General features: G+C 60.3%; 20 protein-coding genes. 10 read left to right on the forward strand and 10 right to left on the reverse strand.

Annotated features, from left to right (window positions below; all coding sequences use genetic code 11):
- Positions 1-32: 32 nt before the first annotated feature.
- Positions 33-665: a uracil-DNA glycosylase gene (locus tag FHS83_RS18350; protein ID WP_167084805.1), complete on the forward strand. Its 633-nt coding sequence runs from the start codon at positions 33-35 to the stop codon at positions 663-665.
- A gap of 62 nt (positions 666-727) precedes the next feature.
- On the opposite strand, the gene FHS83_RS18355 is transcribed toward FHS83_RS18350, so the two are convergent.
- The 4 genes from FHS83_RS18355 to dapA form a co-directional block, all read right to left on the reverse strand.
- Positions 728-1,093, reverse strand: coding sequence for a carboxymuconolactone decarboxylase family protein (locus FHS83_RS18355; RefSeq protein ID WP_167084807.1), 366 nt, complete (start codon positions 1,091-1,093; stop codon positions 728-730).
- Between the two features lie 74 nt (positions 1,094-1,167).
- Positions 1,168-1,842 (reverse strand): sulfite oxidase-like oxidoreductase, encoded by a 675-nt coding sequence (locus FHS83_RS18360; protein WP_167084809.1) that lies wholly within the window; start codon positions 1,840-1,842, stop codon positions 1,168-1,170.
- A 278-nt stretch (positions 1,843-2,120) separates the two neighbouring features.
- Positions 2,121-2,597 carry an SsrA-binding protein SmpB gene (gene smpB, locus FHS83_RS18365; RefSeq protein ID WP_167084818.1) on the reverse strand — a complete coding sequence of 159 codons (477 nt, stop codon included), beginning with the start codon at positions 2,595-2,597 and terminating at the stop codon, positions 2,121-2,123.
- 199 nt (positions 2,598-2,796) lie between these two features.
- Positions 2,797-3,690: a 4-hydroxy-tetrahydrodipicolinate synthase gene (dapA, locus tag FHS83_RS18370; RefSeq protein WP_167084820.1), complete on the reverse strand. Its 894-nt coding sequence runs from the start codon at positions 3,688-3,690 to the stop codon at positions 2,797-2,799.
- Between the two features lie 172 nt (positions 3,691-3,862).
- On the opposite strand from dapA, the gene FHS83_RS18375 reads away from it, so the two are divergent.
- Positions 3,863-6,043, forward strand: coding sequence for a lytic transglycosylase domain-containing protein (locus FHS83_RS18375; protein ID WP_167084822.1), 2,181 nt, complete (start codon positions 3,863-3,865; stop codon positions 6,041-6,043).
- A gap of 10 nt (positions 6,044-6,053) precedes the next feature.
- Here the strand turns inward: FHS83_RS18375 and FHS83_RS18380 are convergent, their stop codons facing one another.
- The 6 genes from FHS83_RS18380 to FHS83_RS18405 form a co-directional block, all read right to left on the reverse strand.
- Positions 6,054-6,329 carry an SEL1-like repeat protein gene (locus FHS83_RS18380; RefSeq protein ID WP_167084824.1) on the reverse strand — a complete coding sequence of 92 codons (276 nt, stop codon included), beginning with the start codon at positions 6,327-6,329 and terminating at the stop codon, positions 6,054-6,056.
- A gap of 151 nt (positions 6,330-6,480) precedes the next feature.
- On the reverse strand, positions 6,481-7,326 hold the full coding sequence (locus FHS83_RS18385) for a hypothetical protein (RefSeq protein ID WP_167084825.1): 846 nt from the start codon (positions 7,324-7,326) through the stop codon (positions 6,481-6,483).
- 537 nt (positions 7,327-7,863) lie between these two features.
- The gene (gatB, locus tag FHS83_RS18390; protein WP_167084827.1) at positions 7,864-9,339 is read right to left on the reverse strand and encodes an Asp-tRNA(Asn)/Glu-tRNA(Gln) amidotransferase subunit GatB; all 1,476 of its coding nucleotides are present in this window, start codon (positions 9,337-9,339) and stop codon (positions 7,864-7,866) included.
- Positions 9,324-10,805 (reverse strand): Asp-tRNA(Asn)/Glu-tRNA(Gln) amidotransferase subunit GatA, encoded by a 1,482-nt coding sequence (gene gatA, locus FHS83_RS18395; protein ID WP_167084829.1) that lies wholly within the window; start codon positions 10,803-10,805, stop codon positions 9,324-9,326. The genes gatB and gatA overlap by 16 nt, the downstream gene beginning before the upstream one ends.
- Positions 10,806-10,858: 53 nt before the next feature.
- Positions 10,859-11,146, reverse strand: coding sequence for an Asp-tRNA(Asn)/Glu-tRNA(Gln) amidotransferase subunit GatC (gatC, locus tag FHS83_RS18400; protein WP_167084831.1), 288 nt, complete (start codon positions 11,144-11,146; stop codon positions 10,859-10,861).
- 401 nt (positions 11,147-11,547) lie between these two features.
- Entirely contained in the window at positions 11,548-11,718 is a 171-nt protein-coding gene (locus FHS83_RS18405) for a hypothetical protein (protein ID WP_167084833.1), read from the reverse strand.
- A gap of 57 nt (positions 11,719-11,775) precedes the next feature.
- On the opposite strand from FHS83_RS18405, the gene ruvX reads away from it, so the two are divergent.
- The 8 genes from ruvX to topA all read left to right on the forward strand — a co-directional run bounded on the left by ruvX (position 11,776) and on the right by topA (position 21,666).
- Positions 11,776-12,243, forward strand: a complete 468-nt coding sequence (gene ruvX / locus FHS83_RS18410; RefSeq protein ID WP_167084835.1) for a Holliday junction resolvase RuvX — start codon at positions 11,776-11,778, stop codon at positions 12,241-12,243.
- Positions 12,243-13,559: an MFS transporter gene (locus FHS83_RS18415; RefSeq protein WP_341801604.1), complete on the forward strand. Its 1,317-nt coding sequence runs from the start codon at positions 12,243-12,245 to the stop codon at positions 13,557-13,559. Before ruvX ends, FHS83_RS18415 begins: the two co-directional genes overlap by 1 nt.
- A 72-nt stretch (positions 13,560-13,631) precedes the next feature.
- Positions 13,632-14,399, forward strand: coding sequence for an ElyC/SanA/YdcF family protein (locus tag FHS83_RS18420; RefSeq protein ID WP_167084840.1), 768 nt, complete (start codon positions 13,632-13,634; stop codon positions 14,397-14,399).
- Positions 14,400-14,462: 63 nt separating this feature from the next.
- Complete coding sequence (locus FHS83_RS18425) at positions 14,463-15,425, forward strand: aspartate carbamoyltransferase catalytic subunit (RefSeq protein WP_167084842.1); 963 nt, start codon at positions 14,463-14,465, stop codon at positions 15,423-15,425.
- Complete coding sequence (gene pyrC / locus FHS83_RS18430; RefSeq protein WP_167084844.1) at positions 15,422-16,711, forward strand: dihydroorotase; 1,290 nt, start codon at positions 15,422-15,424, stop codon at positions 16,709-16,711. Before FHS83_RS18425 ends, pyrC begins: the two co-directional genes overlap by 4 nt.
- A 5-nt stretch (positions 16,712-16,716) precedes the next feature.
- Positions 16,717-17,343: a glycerol-3-phosphate 1-O-acyltransferase PlsY gene (plsY, locus tag FHS83_RS18435; protein ID WP_167085635.1), complete on the forward strand. Its 627-nt coding sequence runs from the start codon at positions 16,717-16,719 to the stop codon at positions 17,341-17,343.
- A 137-nt stretch (positions 17,344-17,480) separates the two neighbouring features.
- Entirely contained in the window at positions 17,481-18,596 is a 1,116-nt protein-coding gene (gene dprA, locus FHS83_RS18440; RefSeq protein ID WP_167084846.1) for a DNA-processing protein DprA, read from the forward strand.
- 367 nt (positions 18,597-18,963) lie between these two features.
- A complete protein-coding gene (gene topA, locus FHS83_RS18445) occupies positions 18,964-21,666 on the forward strand; it encodes a type I DNA topoisomerase (RefSeq protein WP_167084848.1) in 2,703 nt (900 codons plus the stop codon).

Below are 21,666 nucleotides of genomic sequence, written 5' to 3' on the forward strand. Positions count from 1 at the left end.
AAGGCTCAGCGCCTTGGCCTATAACATTTGTTATGACCTTGGAACCGCCGCGTGACTGCCGCCTCTGCCCTCGCCTCGCCGCCTTTCGCGATGAGAACGCAGAAAACTATCCTGATTTCTATAATGGCCCGGTGCCGAGCTTCGGCAAATCCGATGCGCGGCTGCTGATCGTTGGCCTTGCGCCTGGCCTTAAAGGCGCCAATCGCACTGGTCGCCCATTCACTGGCGATTACGCGGGCGACCTTTTGTATAAAATGCTGCTGAAGCATGGCCTCGCCACAGGCCGCTATGAGCAGCGTCCCGATGACGGCATGAAGCTGACCGGCTGCACCATCACCAATGCGGTGCGCTGCGTGCCGCCTGAGAACAAGCCGCTGCCGTACGAAACCAAGACCTGCAGGCGTTTTTTGATCGCGCAGATCGAAGCGATGCAGAATCTGAGGGCGATTTTGACGCTCGGCAAAGTCTCACATGACAGCGTTTGCGACACGCTGGGGCTGAAGAAATCGCAATATCCCTTCAAGCACGGCGCGGCTTATAAGGTCGACGATGTCACGCTGGTGTCGAGCTATCACTGCTCGCGCTACAACACGAATACGGGCGTGTTGACAGAAGCGATGTTCGAAAGCGTGATCAAACTCGCGAAGAAGGCGGCGCTGGGATAAGGGCGCTTAAAAATGGATGGCCGGGTCAAGCCCGGCCATGACGAGATGGATAGGGCTGACTGCTATTCAGCCTTTTGCGGTGCGGCTTTTTCCGTCCACTGGTCATAGGCTTCCACGGCTTGCGCGGCGTACATCACCGAAGGACCAGCCCCCATATAGATCGCGGTTGCGACCGTCTCCATCACCTCTTCACGGCTGGCGCCATATTTACGCGCGGATTCGGCATGAAAGGCGATGCAGGGATCGCAGCGCGTGGCGACCGCAATGCCGAGCGCAATCAGTTCCTTGGTCTTGGAATCCAGCGCCTTGGGCGTGATCGCTGCCCCGGCCATGGCGCCGAAGGCCTTCATCACATCGGGAATACCGCCGCGCAATTCCTTGGTGAGACCGGTCATCTCAGCTGCGATGTGGGGCCAATCCTTGAACATGCATAATACTCCGTTGGAACGGAGTGTATATTAGAGTTTTCTAATATGTTTTCAAGAGGCGAAGCGCCGCGGGTTCAGCCGCTGTAGCGCTCTTCCTTCCAGGGATCGCCTTCATTGTGATAACCGCGCACTTCCCAGAAGCCGGGCTGATCAATGGCGGAAAACTCGATCCGGGTCACCCATTTGGCGCTTTTCCAGAGATACCAATCCGGAATGATCACCCGCACCGGACCGCCATGCTCGCGGGATATCGGCGCCCCCTCCCAACTGTGGGCGAGGAGCACGTTGCCTTCGGCGAAGACATCGAGCTTCACATTGGTGGTGTAGCCGTCATAGGCGGTGAAGAGCACATGCCGCGCGTCGGCTTTCGGCTTGACGATATCGAGCAGGGTTTTAGCTGAAACACCACGCCAGTGATTGTCATAGCGGCTCCATTGCGTGACGCAGTGGATGTCGGAGACGAAATCCTCCTGCGGCAGCGCCATGAATTCGGGCAGCGTGAAGACGGCGGGATTTTCCACCGCCCCGCCGATGCGCAGACGCCAGCGATCCGGGGCGACATCGGGCTGAGCGCCCAAATCCAGCACCGGCCAGTTCTTCACCTCACGCTGGCCGGGCGGCAGACGGTTGACATGCCCAAGATCAGGCCGCCCCGTGATCAACCGCTTATCGGAGGCCCATTGCTCCTTGGAGCGAATGAGCTTGTCTTTGATTCCTTTAAGGAAATCAGATGGTTCGCCGTCAGACATGGAAGCATTCTAAAGCGGCGAAGCACAAATGGCGAGGGCGTAGAGAAGCTCCACTCCATCAACCCTCCCCCTGAGGGAGGGTCGAAAAACGCTCGCGTTTTTCGGGGAGGGGTTAGTCGAGACCTATTCGATCTGACTGGCAATAAAAGTGGCCGCGTCTGCCGTTTGGCGCATTTGGGACAGGTTCTCGGAGGCTACGACATACCCCTCCCCGAAATTTCGCTCGCTCCGCTCACAAAAATTTCGACCCTCCCTCAAGGGGAGGGTAAAAATAAACCTTATCCCTTGTCCCGCATCAGACGCGCCTTATCGCGGGCCCAATCGCGCTGCTTTTCGGTTTCGCGCTTATCGTGCAGCTTCTTGCCCTTTGCGATGCCGAGTTCGATTTTCGCGATGCCCTTCAAATTGAAATAGAGCTTCAGCGGAATGAGGGTCAGGCCTTCGCGCTGCACGGCGATGGAGAGCTTCTTGGCTTCCGCCTTATGCACCAGCAATTTACGGACGCGCTTGGGCTCATGGCCGAAACGGTTGGCGTGGCTGTATTCGGGAAAATTGGCGTTGATCAGCCAGATCTCGCCATCTTTGGCCTGGGCATAGGATTCCGCAATCGTGGCGCGGCCGGTGCGCAACGACTTCACTTCCGAGCCCATCAGCTGAATCCCCGCCTCGAACGCAGACGAGATGGCGTAGGAAAAATGGGCCTTGCGATTTTCCGCGACGATCTTGCGGTCGTCGTCTTTCTTCTTCTTGGCCACGAGGGGCTCCTGATCAAACCGCTATTATATAGGGAGCATATGAAACATGTCATCCCGGGCGAGCAGTGACGCGTAAGCGGCGCTGAGAGACCCGGGACCCACCCGGTCATCTCTTAAGCGGAGACGTGGGTCCCGGATCGCGCCCAAGTGCGTACGAAACGACCTCGCTGGGCGCGTCCGGGATGACAGTAGTGCTGCCCTACCCGATCAAACCCACCTCTTCCATCGCGGCGCGGACTTTAGCGCGGGCGGTGTCGGTGGCGGCCATCATGGGTAGGCGGACCTCGTCGCTGCAGAGACCGAGCAAGGAAGCAGCGTATTTCACCGGCGCGGGGCTCGGCTCGCAGAACATCGCCTCATGCAGCGGCATCAGCTTGGTCTGGATTTCCAGCGCCTTGGTCCAATTACCCTGACGGCAGGCTTCGTGGAACTCCGAGCAGAGCTTCGGGGCGACATTGGCCGTCACAGAGATCACGCCCTGGGCGCCCTGGATCATATAAGCGAGCGCCGTGCCGTCTTCGCCGGAGAGCTGCACCCAATCGGGACCGCAGGAGATGCGTTCGCGCAGCACGCGGGCGAGATTGGCGGTGGCATCTTTGGTGCCGACGATGTTCGGCAGCTTCGACAACCGCGCCATGGTCTCGACCGAGATGTCCACGATGGCGCGCGCCGGGATGTTATAAAGAATGATCGGAATATCGACCGCACCCGCGACGGCGGCGAAGTGGCGGTAGATGCCTTCCTGCGACGGCTTGTTGTAATAGCCGGTCACCGACAACACCGCATCGGCACCCTGCTCTTTTGCGTGACGGGTGAGCGAAATGGCTTCGGCGGTGGAATTGGAGCCCGCGCCCGCGATCACCGGGACCTTGCCCGCCGCTTCCTCGATGCAGATATCGATCACCCGCATATGCTCGTCATGGCTGAGGGTCGGCGACTCGCCGGTGGTGCCACAGGGCACAAGACCGTTGGAGCCCTCGGCAATCTGCCAGCGCACCAGGCGGCGGAACGCCTCCTCATCCACCTTGCCGTCCTTCATGGGCGTGATCAGGGCGGGAATGGAGCCTCTCAAATCCTTAGGCGAAAACGGCATGGGCCACCTCGTTATGCGGGCGTCAAAATAGCGCCAAAGAACTGTCAAGCAAGGTGCTTACCGCCGCGCAGGCCATTCGCCCAACCCTTAATTATGCAACAGGGAACACATTAGGTTTGTAGTGTGTCCTGCGCGGCCGTTAAGGTTGAGCCGCATCCCCCGGACAAGACCCATGCTTTCCCGTGCCCTGCCCCTATTGGCCCTTGTTTCTGTGGGGGCTGTGGCCGTGGCCGAGGCGCAACCGCTGCCGCAAGGCGTTATCCGCAAAGGTGATGTCATCACCATGCAGCCGGTGGCAGAGAGCGATTCTGTACAACCTGCCGCCGCAGCGGAGTCGGAACGGCGCGACGCGGCGGTAAAAGTCCTCTCCCCCGCCGATCACGACCTTTTTACGCGCGCTTTCGATGCCGCTGACCGGGGCGATTGGCCGACAGCGCTGGGCCTCGCCCGCCAGGGTCACAACGCGACGGCGAAGCAGATCATCCAATGGCGCTATCTGCAGGATAAGAACGCCAAAGCGCCTTTCGCCGATATCGATGCCTTCCTGAGTGCCAATAGCGATTGGCCTAGGCGCAATATTCTTTTTGTACGGGCTGAAGAGCAGCTCGATCCGGCGACGCCGCCGGAAAAGATCATCGCCTGGTTCGGCAATCGTAATCCCATCAGCGCCATCGGCATGATCCGCCTGGGCGAAGCCTTGGTGGCGACCGGCAAAACCACGGCGGGCCAGCGCCTGATCCGCGACGGCTGGGTGGCGGGCGTGTTCGATCCCGATGTGGAACTCGCCATCGTTCAGAAGGACGGCGCGTATCTGACCCCCGACATTGATAAGAAGCGGCTCGATAATCTCGTCTGGTCGGATTCCATCAGCGCGGCCCGGCGGGAAATGGCGCGGGTGGACGATGCCAGCCAGAAGATCGCCAATGCGCGTATCGCCCTGCGTGCCGATCCCAAGCGCGGACAGCGCACGGTGGCGGAACTTCCGAGCGACCTCGCCAGCGATCCGCAGCTTTGGTTCGATGAGGCGCGTGCCGCCCGCAAGACACAGGATTTCGATCGCGCCGCCGAGCTTTTGCAGCGTCCACAACTGCGCGAGCTGTTCAAGACGCGCCCCGGCCCGCTATGGGCCGAGACCCATATCATCGCGCGCGAGATGATGAAGGAGGCCAAGAACGAGGTGGCGCTGCATCTCGTCAGCGAGACGGGGCTCTCCTCCGGCAGCGAATTTTCCGACGCGGAATTCCTCTCGGGCTGGATCGCACTGCGCTTCATGAAGGATGCGACCAGCGCCCTGCCCCATTTTCTTCGGCTGGCCGATGGCGTTTCGCGGCCCATCTCCAAGGCGCGGGCCTATTACTGGCAGGGCCGCACCTATGAGGAGCTGAACAAGCCGGATAAGGCTTACACAGCCTATCAGCTCGCCGCCGCCAATCCTGAGACCTTCTACGGCCAGCTTGCGCTCACGCGGATCGAAGAAGACCCCAAGCTGCACCTGCCGAGCCCGAAAGCCGAGGCAGCGCCCGCGACGGCAGCCTTCGAGCGCGATGATCTCGTCAAAGCGATGCGTGTGCTGGGCGATCTTGGGGCGCAGAATTACCTTCGTGCCTTCGCCGCGCGGTATCAGGAACTGCACCCAAGCCACGCCAAGAAGCTGATGCAGATGCTGACCGATATGGGCTATCGCGATGTGGCGCTGCGCGTTGCCAAGGCAGTGGGCTATGAAGGCCCCACCTATGCGGCCTACGCCTATCCAGTCATTCCGGTGCCCGAGTATCGCGGCAACGGCATCGCGCCGGAGCCCGCCCTGGTGCACGCCATCATCCGCCAGGAAACCGAATTCGATCCGCAGAGCGTCAGCGCCGCCAATGCCCGCGGCATCATGCAGTTGACGCTTGCGTCAGCCAAGGTGAACGCCAAGCGTGCGGGACTGCCCTATCGCCCCGGCGCGCTGACCACCGATGTGACCTATAATATGCAGCTCGGCATGACCGAGTTCTCGGCCTATCTCGCCAATTGGAACAACTCGGTGATCCTCTCGGCCGCCGCCTATAATGCCGGGGAGAGCAATGCCAAGCGCTGGGTACAGGTGTTCGGTGATCCCAGAAGCGCCGCGACCGATCCCGTCGACTGGATCGAATCCATCACCTATGGCGAGACCCGCAATTACGTGATGCGGATCGTGGAAAACTTACAGGTCTATCGAAACCGGATCGCGGGCAAGGACACACCTTTGCGTATCCTGGCCGATCTCTACACCCCCAGCATGCCCCCGCAGGCGAAGGTGTTACGTCCCCCGGTCACCGAACAGCCCGCCCCCGCCGAGAAAAAGAAAAAGCGGACGAGTTCGAACTGACAAGCTCGACTTAATTACGGAACAGCGAGAGCCATTCGCGGGCCAAACGCTGGGCTTCGGCGATTTGCGCCGGCAGCATTTCGCTCGCCACTTGGGCACGCCAGCTCTTGGCCTCTTCCACCCCACGCAGGGCGGCGAGATTGAACCATTTATGCGCCGCGACGAAATCCACGCCTACGCCGTTGCCGGTCGAGTAAGCCAGACCCAGATTGTAGAGCGCATCGGGACGCCCTTTCTGAGCTTCGGTTTCGTATTGCATCAAAGAGTCGACATCGACACAGGCCATAGCACGTCAGTCCCCCAGAACTGTCCTCTTCAGATATGTGGATAAGCCCACACGCTGGAGGCGATGGTTCCGCGATACCGACTAAGGCTTGGTTAACGTGAATCCGCCTTAATGGTTTATACGTGTTAGGATTTTCCGCTATGCGCGCGTCTCAGCGCAAGCTGTCGACGAGGTGCTGCGCCTGTTTTTTGATGGCGGGCCAAGCCTTTTGCTTTCGAATTTCGCGCGCGAAGCACACGCGGTAGCCCTTATCCGCCGCCGCCGAGAGGCGAAGATATTTATCGAAGGCCGCACGGATTTTTTGGTTGAAGGCGGTGAACGAGGTGTAGGCCGCGTTGGCTTCGGCCAGGGTTTTCTTCATCGGCGCCTGACAGACGGGTATGGGCGCGAGATGCGAGGAGACGCCCTCCTCGGCGATATAGACCCGCTCGCCATCGATCACCGCCGCGAGAAGTTTGGTCGGGCCCTGATCGAGAAGCGTTTCCTGCGCGTAGTCGCCAAGCCTCACCGCCACCTTGCGGCCCTTCGCGGCGACGGGGACCGAGCCATAGAACGTCGCGGAGGCATCGTTGGAGACCGTGAAGGTGAAAAAATCCTCGGTGCTGATCAGCTTATCGAGGTCGGCGGGTCTATCTTTCCGTTTCGCCAGCCAAGCGCGGAGCAATGGCATGGTCGAAACCACCACCTGCCCCCCATTCCCGGCGTAGCGCAGCCCATCCAATTGATCGAAGCCGACATCGCTGCCGACCAGCGTATCGCGATTGAGCTCCGGCTCTTTGGAATAGCCGGGCGCAGACAAGGGACCGATCAGCGTCTTCAGCCGCGCTTTGACATCGGTGAGCGCCTTTTCGTGACGCTTGTTATCGACGTATTTTGGGGGCGCGAAGGCGACGATGTAGCGATCACGGGCCGCGATATATTCGTCAAGCGGCGTGGCCGCGCCCGATGAGACGAAAAAAATAATGGAAAAACAAAGAACTGCGAATGTCTTTCGCATCTACTCTTCCCCTCACCGCGATCAGAGCCGCCAAAGCCGGGGAAAAGGATAGCCCAGAAACGGGCGGGCCGTGACAACCTTTAGACACCTGAGTGTCGGGGGTCGTCACGGCCTTTGCCTTGTCTCATCGGTTTCTCCCGAAAGGAGCAACCGTGATCTACCGCCGAAGCGGTGAAGACGGGTCAGAAGACTTACTTCGCCTTCTTCTTGGCGACTTTCTTCTTCGCGACCTTCTTCACGGCCTTCTTCACGGCTTTCTTGGCAACTTTCTTCTTGGCAACTTTTGGCATGAGAAGTGACTCCTCTAACGTTTTTGTCCGGTGAGACGACCTATATCGCCCCCCAAAACGCCAGCAATATGAGTGGGTTGAAGTAAAGAATGCAATACTACCCCTCGGAGCCCCAAAACGCCGTCAAGGCAAAAATGCATAAAAGCCCGAATTTACCGATATTAAATGCACTTCTTCCGTAAACGGACGAAAAAGCCTCGGAAAGCCTCTTGACGCCCTCCGAGGCTTCGCCTTGTACGAATCACCCTTAATCGGGCAGTCCGAGTCGGGTCTTGAGCAGTGCATTTACGGTGCCCGGATTGGCTTTGCCACCGGTCGCTTTCATCACCTGACCAACGAACCAACCCGCGAGCGCAGGTTTCAACTTCACCTGTTCGACCTTCTCAGGGTTCGCCGCGATGACTTCATCGACCGCTTTCTCGATGGCGGAGGTATCGGTCACCTGCTTGAGCCCCTTCGCCTCGACGATCGCGCGCGGATCACCGCCTTCGGACCAGACAATGTCGAGAACATCCTTGGCGATCTTTCCCGAGATGACATTCTCGGCGACCATCTTGATGATCTCTGCGTTCGCAGAAGCGGAGACAGGACCTTCGGTGATCGAGAGACCGGCCTTGTTCAATCGGCCAAAATACTCATTGTTCAACCAGTTAGCGGCCGCTTTTGCATCAACGCCGGCCTTCAGCATGGCTTCAAAATATTCCGCCGTCTCTTTTTCCGCGACCAGCACCAGCGCGTCATAGGTCGAAAGCCCCAGCGCCATGTAGCGGTCCTTCTTGGCGTCGGGAAGTTCCGGCAAGGAAGCGGCAATGTCATTGACCCAGCTCTGATCGAGCACCAGCGGCAGAAGATCGGGCTCGGGGAAGTACCTATAATCCTGCGCGTCTTCCTTGGAGCGCGTTGCGCGCGTCTCACCCGTCTTGGTGTCGAAGAGCAAGGTCTGCTGTTCGATCACCCCGCCAGATTCCAGCACATCGATCTGGCGGCGGCTTTCATAATCGATCGCCTGCACGATGAAGCGCATCGAGTTCATGTTCTTGATTTCACAGCGGGTATTGAACGGCGTCCCCGGCTTTCTGACCGACACATTGACGTCGGCGCGCATGGAGCCCTCCTCCATATTGCCGTCGCAGGTGCCGAGGTAGCGTACAATCGCCCGCAGCTTCTTCAAGAAGGCAGACGCCTCCTCCGCCGAACGCATATCGGGGCGGGTGACGATCTCCATCAACGCGATGCCAGCCCGGTTGAGGTCCACAAAAGAGTGGTCGGGGTGCTGATCGTGAATGGATTTGCCCGCATCCTGTTCCAAATGCAGACGTTCGATGCCCACGCGCGCGACTTCGCCGCCGGGTAGATCGACCAGAACCTCGCCCTCGCCCACGATGGGGTGCTTGTACTGCGAGATCTGATAGCCGTTCGGCAAATCAGCGTAAAAATAATTCTTCCGGTCGAAGATGCTGGTGAGATTGATCTGCGCCTTGAGGCCAAGCCCGGTGCGGACCGCCTGCTCGACGCAGAACTTGTTGATGACCGGCAACATGCCGGGCATGCCCGCATCGACGAAGGAGACCTGGCTGTTGGGGTCAGCTCCGAACGCGGTGGCCGCACCCGAGAACAGCTTCGCCTTGGAAAGCACCTGGCAGTGCACTTCCAGACCAATCACGACTTCCCACGCGCCGGTGGAACCCTGGATCAGCTTGTTGTTCATCAGGCCCTCCACCATTTGGCCGGCTTGGCGTTGAATTCGGCGGCGACTTCCAGCGCGCGGCCGGCGCGGAAGAGCGTGGCTTCGTCAAAAGCCTTGCCGATAAGCTGCAGACCGAGCGGCAATCCCTTTTCGCTGAGCCCCGCGGGCACAACCAGTGCCGGGAGCCCCGCAAGGTTCACCGTGACGGTGAAGACGTCGTAAAGATACATCGTGACCGGATCAGCCACCTTCTCGCCAATACCGAAGGCCGGTGCGGGCGTCGCGGGGGTCAGGATCACATCACATTTCTTATAGGCTTCGGTGAAATCGCGGGCGATCAGGCTTCTGATCTTTTGCGCCCGCAGGTAATAGGCGTCGTAATACCCCGCCGAGAGCACATAGGTGCCGATCAGGATACGGCGGCGCACCTCCGCGCCAAAACCTTCCGCGCGGCTTCTTTCGTAAAGATCGATCAGATCCTTGGGCGCATCCGCGCGATGACCGAAACGCACCCCGTCATAGCGCGCTAGGTTCGAGGAAGCCTCGGCAGGCGCGATGATATAATATGTGGGGAGCGCATATTTAGTGTGCGGCAGCGAGACCTCGACGATCTCCGCCCCCTGCGCCTTCAGCCACTCCACACCTTTATCCCAGATCGCGGTGATGGCCGGATCGGTGCCTTCGAGACGATATTCCTTCGGAATGCCGACCCGCAGCCCCTTCACCCCGCCTTCGAGCGAGGCTTCATAATCGGGAACGGGGACATCGACGCTGGTCGAATCCTTGGGGTCCACGCTCGCCATCGCCTTCATCAGGATAGCGGCATCACGCACGGTGTGAGCAATCGGCCCCGCCTGATCGAGCGAGGATGCAAAGGCGACGATGCCATAGCGCGAGCAACGGCCATAAGTCGGCTTGATGCCAACCGTACCAGTGACCGCGGCTGGGGTGCGGATCGAGCCGCCGGTATCAGTGGCGGTAGCACCTAAGCACAGCCGCGCCGAAACCGCGCAGGACGAACCGCCCGAGGAGCCGCCCGGCACGAGCTGGGCATCGGAGCCCTCTGCCCGCCAGGGACTGATGCAATTGCCGAAAGCACTGGTCTCATTCGACGAACCCATGGCGAATTCGTCGAGGTTCAGCTTACCCAGCATCACGGCACCGTTGTCCCACAAATTCTGCGAGACGGTGCTTTCATATTGCGGCACGTAATTTTCCAGGATGCGGCTGCCCGCGGTCGTCTTGGTACCCTTGGTGCAATAAAGGTCCTTGATGCCGAGCGGCATGCCTTCCAGCGGCCGGGCAGTCCCCGACGCAATACGCTTATCGGACTCATCGGCCATCTTCAGGGCGATATCCGGCGTCTCGGTGATGAAGGCGTTGAGGGGGCGCGCCTCTTCCACGGCTTTGACAAACGCTTCGGTCAATTCCCGGGCGGAGATTTTCTTGGCGGCAACCGCATCGCGGGCCTCTGCCAGGGTCAGTTCGGTGAGATCGCTCATTGGCGTCCTCTTGAGGTTTATTCTGTAAAAAATGGGATCGCGAAACGCGGGCACTATTCGACGACCTTCGGCACAACGAAGAAGTGATCTTCACCGCCCGGCGCATTGACCATCAGCGCGTCGGAGTTATCCGGCTCGGTGACGACGTCCTCGCGCATCTTGAGCCGTTGCTCCACGACGCTGGTCATGGGCTCGACACCTTGGACATCGACTTCCTTCAATTGCTCCACCCAGGCGAGAATGCCGTTAAGTTCGGCGGCCATGGGCTCCACGCGCTCGTCTTCGAGCTTCATGCGGGCCAGACGGGCAATGCGGCGGACAGTGGCGTTATCGACGGACATGTCAGTTGCGGTCCTTCACCTTCAAGGGTCTAGCTATCAAGGGGGGGCGCCGAAAGGCAAGCCGAATGACCATCCGGTCACAGATGCCGTTGATTTTCCCGCGACATTTTGTGCTTTTAGGGGCTAACCCGGTGCCTGAAAGGGTAGCGACGACCGGCATAGTCCGCCGTCCAGCCCGAGATGAAGGACCGCGCACCGATTTCGAAGACATGCAGGGAACACCTCGTCGGTTAATGGCCCCAGGGCGTTCATGGCCAAACCACGTTCCTTCAGACGCAAGCGCAAGCGATCAGGATAGCTTGGATTTCTGGAGACAGCGCAATCGGGGCGGCCTTGGCCCCATCCGGCGCGGCCAAAACAGGTGCGGCGCCCATTTCAAACGCGACCCCGCCACCCTGTTTTCACAGATGCCCGCAGCCGATGACCACATGGTCCGCTAAAATGGAGGCGAAGCTGGCCTCTTCCCCGGCAATCAGCCAAAACACCATCACCGCTTCGCTTTCGCTGCGCTGATCAATGGTCAGGCCACCCGACAATCGTTGGGTTCGGGGAAGACCCGGCGGAATGTCCATTTTCGTTCGTCCCCTCAACCGATAAGCTACGCCCCAGCCCCAACACCCCGCAAGCAGATGCCCATCACCACACTCGAAGACCTCACCCTCGCCCCGATGCAGCGCCTTTTAGGACTCGATCTCGGCGAGAAAACCATCGGCCTTGCCCTTTCCGATACGCTTCTGACCGTGGCGACGCCGATGGAAACCCTGAAACGGGGCAAGTTCTCCGCGGATGCGGCCAAGCTTGACGCCATTATCGCTGCGCAAGGCGTGGGTGGGCTTGTCATCGGCCACCCTCTCAATATGGACGGCAGCGCGGGCGCCTCGGCGCAATCAGCGCGCGCCTTTGCCCGTAATTTCGCTGCCCGCTCGCCCCTGCCGATTGTTCTGGTGGATGAGCGTCTTTCAACTGCCGCCGTGACACGCACACTTCTTGATGCCGATGCCTCGCGCGCGCGCCGTGCCGCTGTCGTGGACAAAATGGCCGCCGCCTATATTCTCCAGGGCGCGTTAGATCGCCTTCGCCATCTCAAGGGGAAATGATGAGCCAGCACGCGCGTCCTCAGGAAGAGCGCCTTATTAAAGTGAGCTGGCTACCACCGGCGATGCGTCCACCAGGAGGCATGACCTCCCGCCAAGCGCAGGTGTTCCTGCTTGTCGGCATCGCGATGCTGTTCGCGGGCTATGACATGAATGTCTTCGGCCTGGCCGCACCGCAAATTCAGGCAAGCCTCGGCATTCCCGAAGATAAGCTCGCCCTCACCCTTTCCTTCATTCGCATCGCGACGATCTTCGCGGTAATGCTGGCCTGGGCCGCTGATCTTGTCGGACGGCGGCGGCTTTTGCTGATCACCATTGTCGGTCAGGCCCTCGCCACTCTGGCGACCGGTTTTGTGCAGGATTACAACGCCTTCGTTGCCTGCCAGATCCTGACGCGCGTGTTCGGCTATGCCGAAGAAATGCTGTGTTACGTCGTCATCGCCGAGGAAGTGGCTGCCTCGCAGCGCGGCTGGTCCTCCGGTACGCTGGGCGCTCTTTATTATATGGGCGGCGGCATCGCCTCGCTGGTTTTCGCCTTTGTGACAGTGCTGCCCTATGGCTGGCGCAGTCTTTATGTGATCGGCGCCGTGCCGCTGTTCATGATGGCCTATATGCGCCGCCGCCTACCCGAGACCCAGCGCTTCGAAGTGCGCGAAAAAGAGGTCGAGAAGATGCGCTCGCGCCTTGCCGCCGCGCTGGAGCAGACACGCCTCATCTCCAGGGAATACCCCGGACGTCTGACCGCCATGCTGATCGCGGCGGCAGCATTTGGCTTTGCGATCTGGCCCGCTGAATTTCTCTGGCCGAAATATCTGCAGAGCAATTTCGGCTTCAAACCCTATGAAACCACACTTCTGATTATTCCTGGCGGTCTTCTGGCGGTGGCCTTCAATATTCTGTCGGGACGGCTTAGCGATCACATCGGCCGACGCATTACGGCGATACTCGGCTGCCTGATGGCGATGATCGGCTTCGCCTTCTTCTATAGCGGCCTCAACATTCCCTATCTGCCGCTGACCTGGATCGTCGCCTTCGCTGGATTTTTGCTGGCCGACGCCTTGATCGCCGGGCTTTCCGCCGAACTTTTCCCCACCAGCTATCGCGCAACAGTCTCAGGACTACGCTATCTGACGGCAATCCTGGCAGGGGCGATCAGCCTGGCGCTCGAGGGTCCTTTATATAATGTGTTCCATACCCATGGCATCGCGGTGCTGGTGTTGATGGGAACCATGCCGATTGCCATGATCGCGCTTCTCACCCTGCCCGAACCGGCGGGGCGGTCCCTTGAGGAAATTTCCGGCGAGGCCCGCCACGCATAGGGGATTTAATTGTCGCGCTTTCGGACGGAAAACCGGATTCCACTTTTCCTGAAAGCGCTCTGAGGAGACGCCGTGTTTTTTCTCTTCTCCAAGCTCTTCTGGTTCGTAGTGGCGCCGAGCCACATCCTTATCTGGCTGACCATTGCCACCGCGATCCTGCTGTTTTCCGGGCAGGTGCGACAGGCGCGTTGGGCCGCGGGAGCGGCAGCGATTCTGTTTGTCGCCATCGGGCTTTTGCCGGTCGGCGCTTGGCTGATTCAGGGCGTCGAAAACCGCTATGAGCATCCTGCCGCACCCAACCGGGTTGATGGCATTCTGATCCTGGGTGGCGGCAGCAAGACCGACATTCTTCTCTCCCGCCATGCGCTGGGCATGGATCACGGGCTGGTCAGGCTGGTCGAAGGGGCGGTGTTGGCGCGGCAGTATCCCAGCGCAAAGGTGGTGTTTAGCGGCGGCTCGGGTGATCCCCGCCATCAGGAGATGCCCGAAGCAATTTCTGCGCGCGCCATTCTTCTGTCGCTAGGGGTCCCACCGGAGCGCCTGACCATCGAGGGCAAATCCCGCAATACCTGGGAAAATTTCGTCTTCACCAAGGAAATTGTGAAACCTAAGCCGGGTGATACCTGGCTTTTGGTAACCTCTGGCTTTCACATGCCGCGCTCAGCGGGCATCGCGCAAAAAGTCGGCTGGAAAGTCCTGCCCTGGCCGGTGGATTTCACCACGCCCGCGCGCGTGCCCTTCTCCCCTGAAACCGTGCCGGAGAATCTGGAGCGGACTGATCTGGCGGTGCATGAATACATCGGCGCGGTGATTTATCGCCTGACTGGCAAAGCCAGTTAAAACTGTGGGCCAAGGCGCCGCAAAGCTTGCCCAACCGCCTCTGCCTGCTATAAGCGGGGCCCGATGAGCCAGGCCACACAGCCAATCCTTCTTTCCAGCCATCTTCTTGGCATCGAAGGACTTTCCGTCGGTGAAATCACCGCCCTCCTCGATTTGGCCGAGGATTATGTCGCACTCGGACGCTCCCGGGAAAAGAAGTCGCCGATCCTGAAGGGTCGCACGGTCATAAACCTCTTTTTCGAGCCTTCGACCCGTACCCAATCGTCTTTCGAGCTTGCTGGTAAGCGCCTTGGCGCGGACGTCATGAATATGAGCGTTCGTACCTCCTCGGTGACCAAGGGCGAGACTCTGATCGACACCGCCACCACGCTGAACGCGATGCGTCCCGATATTCTGATCGTTCGCCATCAGGATTCCGGCGCGACTTCGCTTCTGGCACGCAAAGTGGATTGCTGTGTCGTCAATGCGGGCGATGGTTCGCATGAACACCCGACGCAAGCATTGCTCGACGCACTGACGATCCGGCGCCGGGGCCGTTCCTTCCAGGGCCTGACGGTGGCGATATGCGGTGACGTGCTGCATAGCCGCGTGGCGCGCTCCAACATCCACCTCCTCGCCAAGATGGGCGCGCGTGTGCGCCTCGTCGGTCCGCGCACCTTGATGCCGGCCGATGTCGCCCGCTTTGGCGTGGAAACCTTCACCGACATGCGCGAAGGCCTTAAGGGCGCGGACATTGTGATGATGCTGCGCCTGCAGCTCGAGCGGATGAGCGGAGCCTTCGTGCCCTCCACTCGCGAGTATTTCCGCTATTGGGGGCTGGACCGCGAGAAGCTCTCCTATGCCAATCCCGGTGCGCTTGTGATGCATCCGGGGCCGATGAATCGCGGTGTCGAAATCGCCTCTGAAGTGGCCGACGACCTCGAAGTCAGCCTGATCCACGAACAGGTGGAGATGGGTGTCGCCATCCGCATGGCGGTGCTCGATGCTTTGGCGCGCGGCCTGCCGCAAGAGGGGCGCAACATATGACCCGCACGCTGTTCCTCAATGCGCGGCTGATCGATCCCAAAAGCGGGATGGATGTTAAAGGCGGTCTTCTCTGCGAAGACGGCAAGATTTTGGATGTGGGCGCGCATATCAGCGGCGCCGATGCCTCGCAGGTTGTCGATTGCAAAGGGCTGGTGCTGGCGCCTGGCCTGATTGATATGCGCGTCTTCACCGGCGAGCCCGGTAGCGAACATCGCGAAACCCTGGCGACGGCTTCCGATGCTGCGGTGGCGGGCGGCGTGACGACCATCATCGTCATGCCGAATACCGATCCTGTCATCGATGAGCCTTCGCTGGTCGATTTCATTCGCCGCCGCGCCGAAGCTACCGCCAAGGTGCGCGTGCATCCGATGGCCGCCCTCACCCAGCATCTGGCTGGCGAGGTGATGACCGAGATCGGGCTTTTGAAAGAAGCCGGTGCAGTGGCCTTCACCGATGGCGATCGCACCATTGCCAATACGCGCGTGCTGCGCCGGGCCCTCTCCTACACCTCCGCCTTCGATGCGCTGGTGGTGGCCCATGCCGAAGACCCGGACCTCACCAAAGGCGCGGCAGCGAGCGAGAGCGAATATGCCATGCGGCTCGGCATTCCCGCGGCCCCAGCCGCAGCCGAGGTGATGATCGTGGAACGCGATATCCGCCTCGTGGAGCTGACGGGCGCGCGCTATCACTTTGCGCAGATTTCCACTGCTGCATCGCTTGAAGCGATTGCCAATGCCAAAGCGCGCGGGCTTCCCATCACTTGCGGTGTATCGGCCCATCACCTGGCGCTGAACGAACTTGATGTCGGCACCTATTTCACCTTCATGAAGGTGAAGCCGCCGCTGCGTTCGGAAGCGGACCGTCAAGCCATGGTCGATGGCGTCGCCTCGGGTGTGATCGATGTGATCGTCTCCAGCCATGATCCGCAAGCCGCCGATACCAAGCGCCAGCCTTATGCGCAGGCCGCCTTCGGGGCGGTGGGTCTTGAAACGCTGCTGCCCGTCGCGCTCGGCCTTTATCATGATGGCAAGGCAGAGCTGGCGCATGTCTTGAAAGCGCTGACCTGCACACCCGCGAAATTGTTGGGTCTGGCGAGCGGCAAGCTGGAAAAAGGCGCGCCCGCTGATCTCGTTCTGATCGATACGGACGCGCCTTACGTGGTCGATCCTTCGATGCTGCATTCGCGCGCCCGCAACACACCCTTCAAGGGGCGCAAGTTCCAGGGCCGCGCGGTGAAGACCTTTGTCGGCGGTGAATGCGTGTTTGAACGGAGCGGCCCCAAATGAATGGCATGACCGCCCTCTCCTGGTCCGGCGCCGCGTATGCAGCACTGATTGGCTATGGTCTGGGATCGGTTCCATTCGGGCTTTTGATCTCGCTCGCCGCAGGTCTTGGCGATGTGCGCAAGATCGGCTCGGGCAATATCGGCGCCACCAATGTGCTGCGCACCGGCAAGAAATGGGCGGCGGCGCTGACCTTGCTGCTCGATGGCGGCAAAGGTCTTGTCGCCGTCCTTCTGGCGGGCATGTTTTTGGGCGCATCGGCGGCGCTGGTGGCAGGGCTTTGCGCCGTGCTCGGCCATATCTTTCCGGTTTGGCTGAAGTTCAAAGGCGGCAAAGGCGTTGCAACCGTGATCGGCGTGCTGCTCGGGCTTTATTGGCCGGTGGGGCTGCTCTTCATCGCCACCTGGATTGGCATGGCCTACCTCTTGCGCATCTCGTCGCTCTCGGCGCTGACCGCGGCGGCGCTGGCGCCCGCTTATATGATGGCCTTTGGCGATCTCACCAAAGCGATCTTCGCTTTCATCCTCACCATCATTCTCTTTCTCACCCATCACGCCAATATCTACCGGCTGTGGCACGGCCAAGAGCCGCGCATTGGGCAGAAGAAGAAAGACGAGAACACTTCATCGCCCTAAATTGTACGGCGAGGCTTGCGTCTTCCTATTTTTCGTCGTGGCCGGGCTCCGACCCGGCCATGACGATCTGAGGTAGCTTCCAGTTTTACCATTTGAACTTCTCAACCTCTGGTGCCACGATGGCAGCGGGGGATTTCATGCCGCGCGCATTGACCGAGATCGAACGCGTTCGATGGCTGCAGCTGTCGCGCACTCCGAATGTGGGGCCAGTGACTTTCGCACAGTTGCTGGCGCGCTTTGGCAGTGCGGAAAAAGCCCTCGCCGAAGTGCCCCGTCTCGCCCGTCGTGGCGGAGGCGCCCCGCCTAAGCCACCTGATGCCGCAGTGATTGAAGATGAGATCGCGGCGCTCGAAAAATGGGGCGGCAAATTCATCGCGTCTTGCGAGCCCGATTTTCCCAAAGGTCTTGCGGGCTTGGACGCCCCGCCGCCAGTCATCTCGGTGCTGGGTCATCCCCATCTTCTCAGACGAGAGGCGGTGGCGATTGTTGGTGCCCGCAACGCTTCGGCCTTGGGGCGCAAGCTAGCACAGACCCTCGCCCGCGATCTCGGCGATGCAGGCCTGACGGTAGTTTCCGGCATGGCGCGCGGGATCGATACGGCAGCGCATGAAGGTGCGCTCGAAAGCGGCACGGTCGCGGTCGTGGCAGGTGGTGTCGACATTATATATCCGCCAGAGAACAAGCTTCTCTATGCGCGGCTCATTGCTGAAGGCGCGGTGATATCCGAAATGCCGCTTAGCGAGGCGCCGCAAGCGCGCCATTTCCCGCGCCGCAACCGCATCGTTTCCGGTATGGCGCGTGGCGTGGTGGTGGTGGAAGCTGCGGAAGGCTCGGGCTCGTTGATCACCGCACGCATGGCGCTGGAGCAAAACCGCGAGGTCTTTGCCGTACCGGGTTCCCCGCTCGATCCCCGCGCCAAGGGGGCCAACCGGCTGATCCGCGACGGCGCCACCCTGACCGAAAGTGCCGCCGATGTGCTTGCCGTCCTCGCCCCCATTTTAGGCAGCGGCTTCGATGAACCGGGGCGCCAAGCCCCCTCCTCTGGCGCCAGCCTCAGCGAGGCGGAAATCGACCGGGTTCGGGGTGCGGTTGAGGAGGCGTTGGGGCCCGCTCCGGTTTCTATCGACGAGCTGATTCGGCTCACCGATGCCCCAGCACAGGCGGTTTTGGCCATACTTCTGGAGCTGGAATTGGCAGGAAAGCTGACCCGTCACCCCGGCAATGCAGTGTCATGGGGTGTCAATTCTGGCTGAATCTCAGATTGGATTTTCGCCTCCACCTCTGCGAGCACCAATAGATGGGCTAGAATCGCTTGGTTTTGCCGCTCTGCGATCCGGCGCAGGGATTGAAGCATCTCTTCGGTGTAACGGGCCGTTTCAGCTGGGGAAAAGCCGTCGAGTTGCGAGGTGGGCATGACAACCAGAAGGATCAGGTTACGAGCGCTACGCTATGGGAAGCGAAATTCTATTGCAACCACTAGTTACAAATTTGGCCTATTACGAAGATTCTGCAATTTTTGGTAATTAATACTCCCCAAATCGCGCGTTGACACCGTTCCGCCCCTTCCCCCAGTGTCCCGCCTCCTTATATCCCCCTGGTCCTTTTTGAGTCCCCTCACTGATGAACGTTCTCGTCGTAGAATCCCCGGCCAAGGCCAAGACCATCAATAAGTACCTTGGCTCGAGCTATAAGGTCCTGGCCAGCTTCGGCCATATCCGCGATCTGCCTCCCAAAGACGGGTCGGTGCGGCCGGACGAAGACTTTGCCATGGATTGGCATGTCGACGAGCGCGCCCAGAAGCGGATCAAGGATATCGCCGACGCGGTGAAGACCGCCGACAAGCTCATCCTGGCCACTGACCCGGATCGCGAAGGTGAAGCGATTTCCTGGCACGTGCTAGAGGTGTTGAAGCAAAAGAAGGCGCTGGGACACGCCCATATCGAGCGCGTGGTGTTCAACGCCATCACCAAGAATGCCATTCTGGAAGCCATCAAGAATCCCCGCGACATCAATGTGGAATTGGTGGACGCCTATCTGGCGCGCCGCGCGCTGGACTATCTTGTCGGCTTCACCCTGTCGCCGGTGCTGTGGCGCAAACTGCCGGGCGCCAAATCGGCTGGCCGCGTGCAATCGGTCGCGTTGCGGCTGGTGGTCGACCGCGAACTCGAAATCGAAGCCTTCAAGACCCAGGAATATTGGACGGTAGATGCCAATGTTCTTGCCTATGGCGAAGATGCGAGCCCGACACCTTTCGGTGCCCGCCTTACCCATCTTGGCGGCAAGAAGCTGGAGAAGCTCGGCATCGCCAATGAGGCCGAAGCCAAGGCGGCGGTGGAGGCGATCAAATCGCGCAAGTTCAAGATCGGCTCGGTCGAATCCAAGCCGGTCAAGCGCCACCCTGCCCCGCCCTTCATTACGTCCACGCTGCAGCAGGAAGCGGCCCGCAAGCTCGGCTTCTCGGCCAAACGCACCATGCAGATCGCCCAGCACCTTTATGAAGGCGTCGATGTTGGCGGCGAAACGGTCGGCCTCATTACTTATATGCGTACCGACGGCGTGACCATGGACGGCAGCGCGGTGCAGGAAGCACGCGAGATGGCCGGCGAACGCTATGGCGCGCGCTATGTGCCGAAATCGCCGCGCGTCTATACCTCCAAGGCGAAGAACGCCCAGGAAGCGCACGAAGCCATCCGCCCGACGAGCTTCCATCGCACCCCGGAAGCCGTTGCCCGCTATGTCGATGCCGATGCCGCGAAGCTCTATGAACTCGTGTGGAAACGCGCCATCGCCAGCCAGATGGAAAGCGCCGAGATGGAGCGCACGACGGTCGACGTGACGTCCGAAGACGGTCAGGTGACCTTGCGCGCCACCGGCAGCGTGGTGCTGTTTGATGGCTTCCTTACCCTCTATCAGGAAGGCCATGACGACGAGACAGATGAGGATGGCAATCGCCTGCCCCGCGTCGCCGTCGGCAATCCGGCCACTATCGAAAAAGTGCTGCCGGAGCAGCATTTCACCGAACCGCCGCCGCGCTATTCCGAAGCCAGCCTGGTGCGCAAGCTGGAAGAACTCGGCATCGGGCGGCCTTCCACCTATGCCTCGATCCTGTCGGTGCTGCGTGACCGCGCTTATGTGAAGATGGATCGCGGCCGCTTCTATCCCGAAGACAAGGGCCGCATCGTCACGGCGTTCCTGAAGAGCTTCTTCACCCGCTATGTGGAATATGATTTCACCGCCAACCTCGAGGAAAAGCTCGATGAGGTGTCGGCGGGCGAACTCGATTATAAGAAGCTCTTGGCCGATTTCTGGCGCGATTTCTCCGCCGCGATCGGTGAGACCAAGGATCTGAAAATCTCGCAGGTGATCGACACCCTGAACGAGATCATCGGACCGCATATCTTCCCGCAAGAGCCAGGCGGCGGCGATCCGCGCATCTGCCCCACCTGCGGCACCGGTCAGCTCAGCCTCAAGCTCGGCCGCTTCGGCGCTTTTGTTGGCTGTTCCAACTATCCGGAATGCCGCTTCACCCGTCAGCTTGGCCAGAAGAACGGCGAAGGCTCGAGCGAACCCAAGGTGCTGGGCATCTTCCCGGAGACCGGCGAAGAGATTTCCCTGCGCTCGGGCCGCTTCGGGCCTTATGTGCAGCTTGGCGAAGGCGACAAGCCCAAGCGCCAGGGCTTGCCCAAGGGCACGGATGCTGCGGATGTCGGTCTTGATCTGGCGATCAAGCTCCTCTCCCTGCCGCGCGAGGTGGGCAAGCATCCGGAATCCGGTGAGATGATCACCGCGAATTTCGGCCGCTATGGGCCTTATGTGGCGCATAACGGCGCCTATGCCTCGCTGGAATCCCCCGAAGACGTCTTCACCATCGGGCTCAATCACGCCGTCACCATCCTGGCGGAGAAGGCGGCGAACCGCAAAGCCCCGCGCGGCGCGCAGGCGCTGAAGGAACTCGGCAATTCGCCGGAAGGCGTGGCGATCAAGGTGATGAAAGGCCGCTATGGCGCCTATGTCAGCGATGGCACCACCAATGCGACGCTCACCGGCGGGCTCGAGCCGGAAACGGTAACGCTGGAAGAAGCGCTGAAGCTGCTCGCCGAGCGCGCTGCCAAAGGCCCGACGGCCAAGCAGAAGAAGAAGGCCGAGAAAGCCGCCAAGGCTGCGACGAAGAAAGCGGCCAAGCCCGAAGCGAAAACCAAAGCGCCTGCCAAAAAAGCAGCGCCGAAAAAGGCTGAGGTCAAGAAGGCTGCGAAACCTGCCGCCAAGAAGACCGTGAAGAAAGCCGCGCCGAAGAAGAAGACCGCTAAGGCGGCTGCGGAGTAG

The sequence above is a fragment of the Rhizomicrobium palustre genome (assembly GCF_011761565.1).
Classification (GTDB): Bacteria; Pseudomonadota; Alphaproteobacteria; order Micropepsales; family Micropepsaceae; genus Rhizomicrobium; species Rhizomicrobium palustre.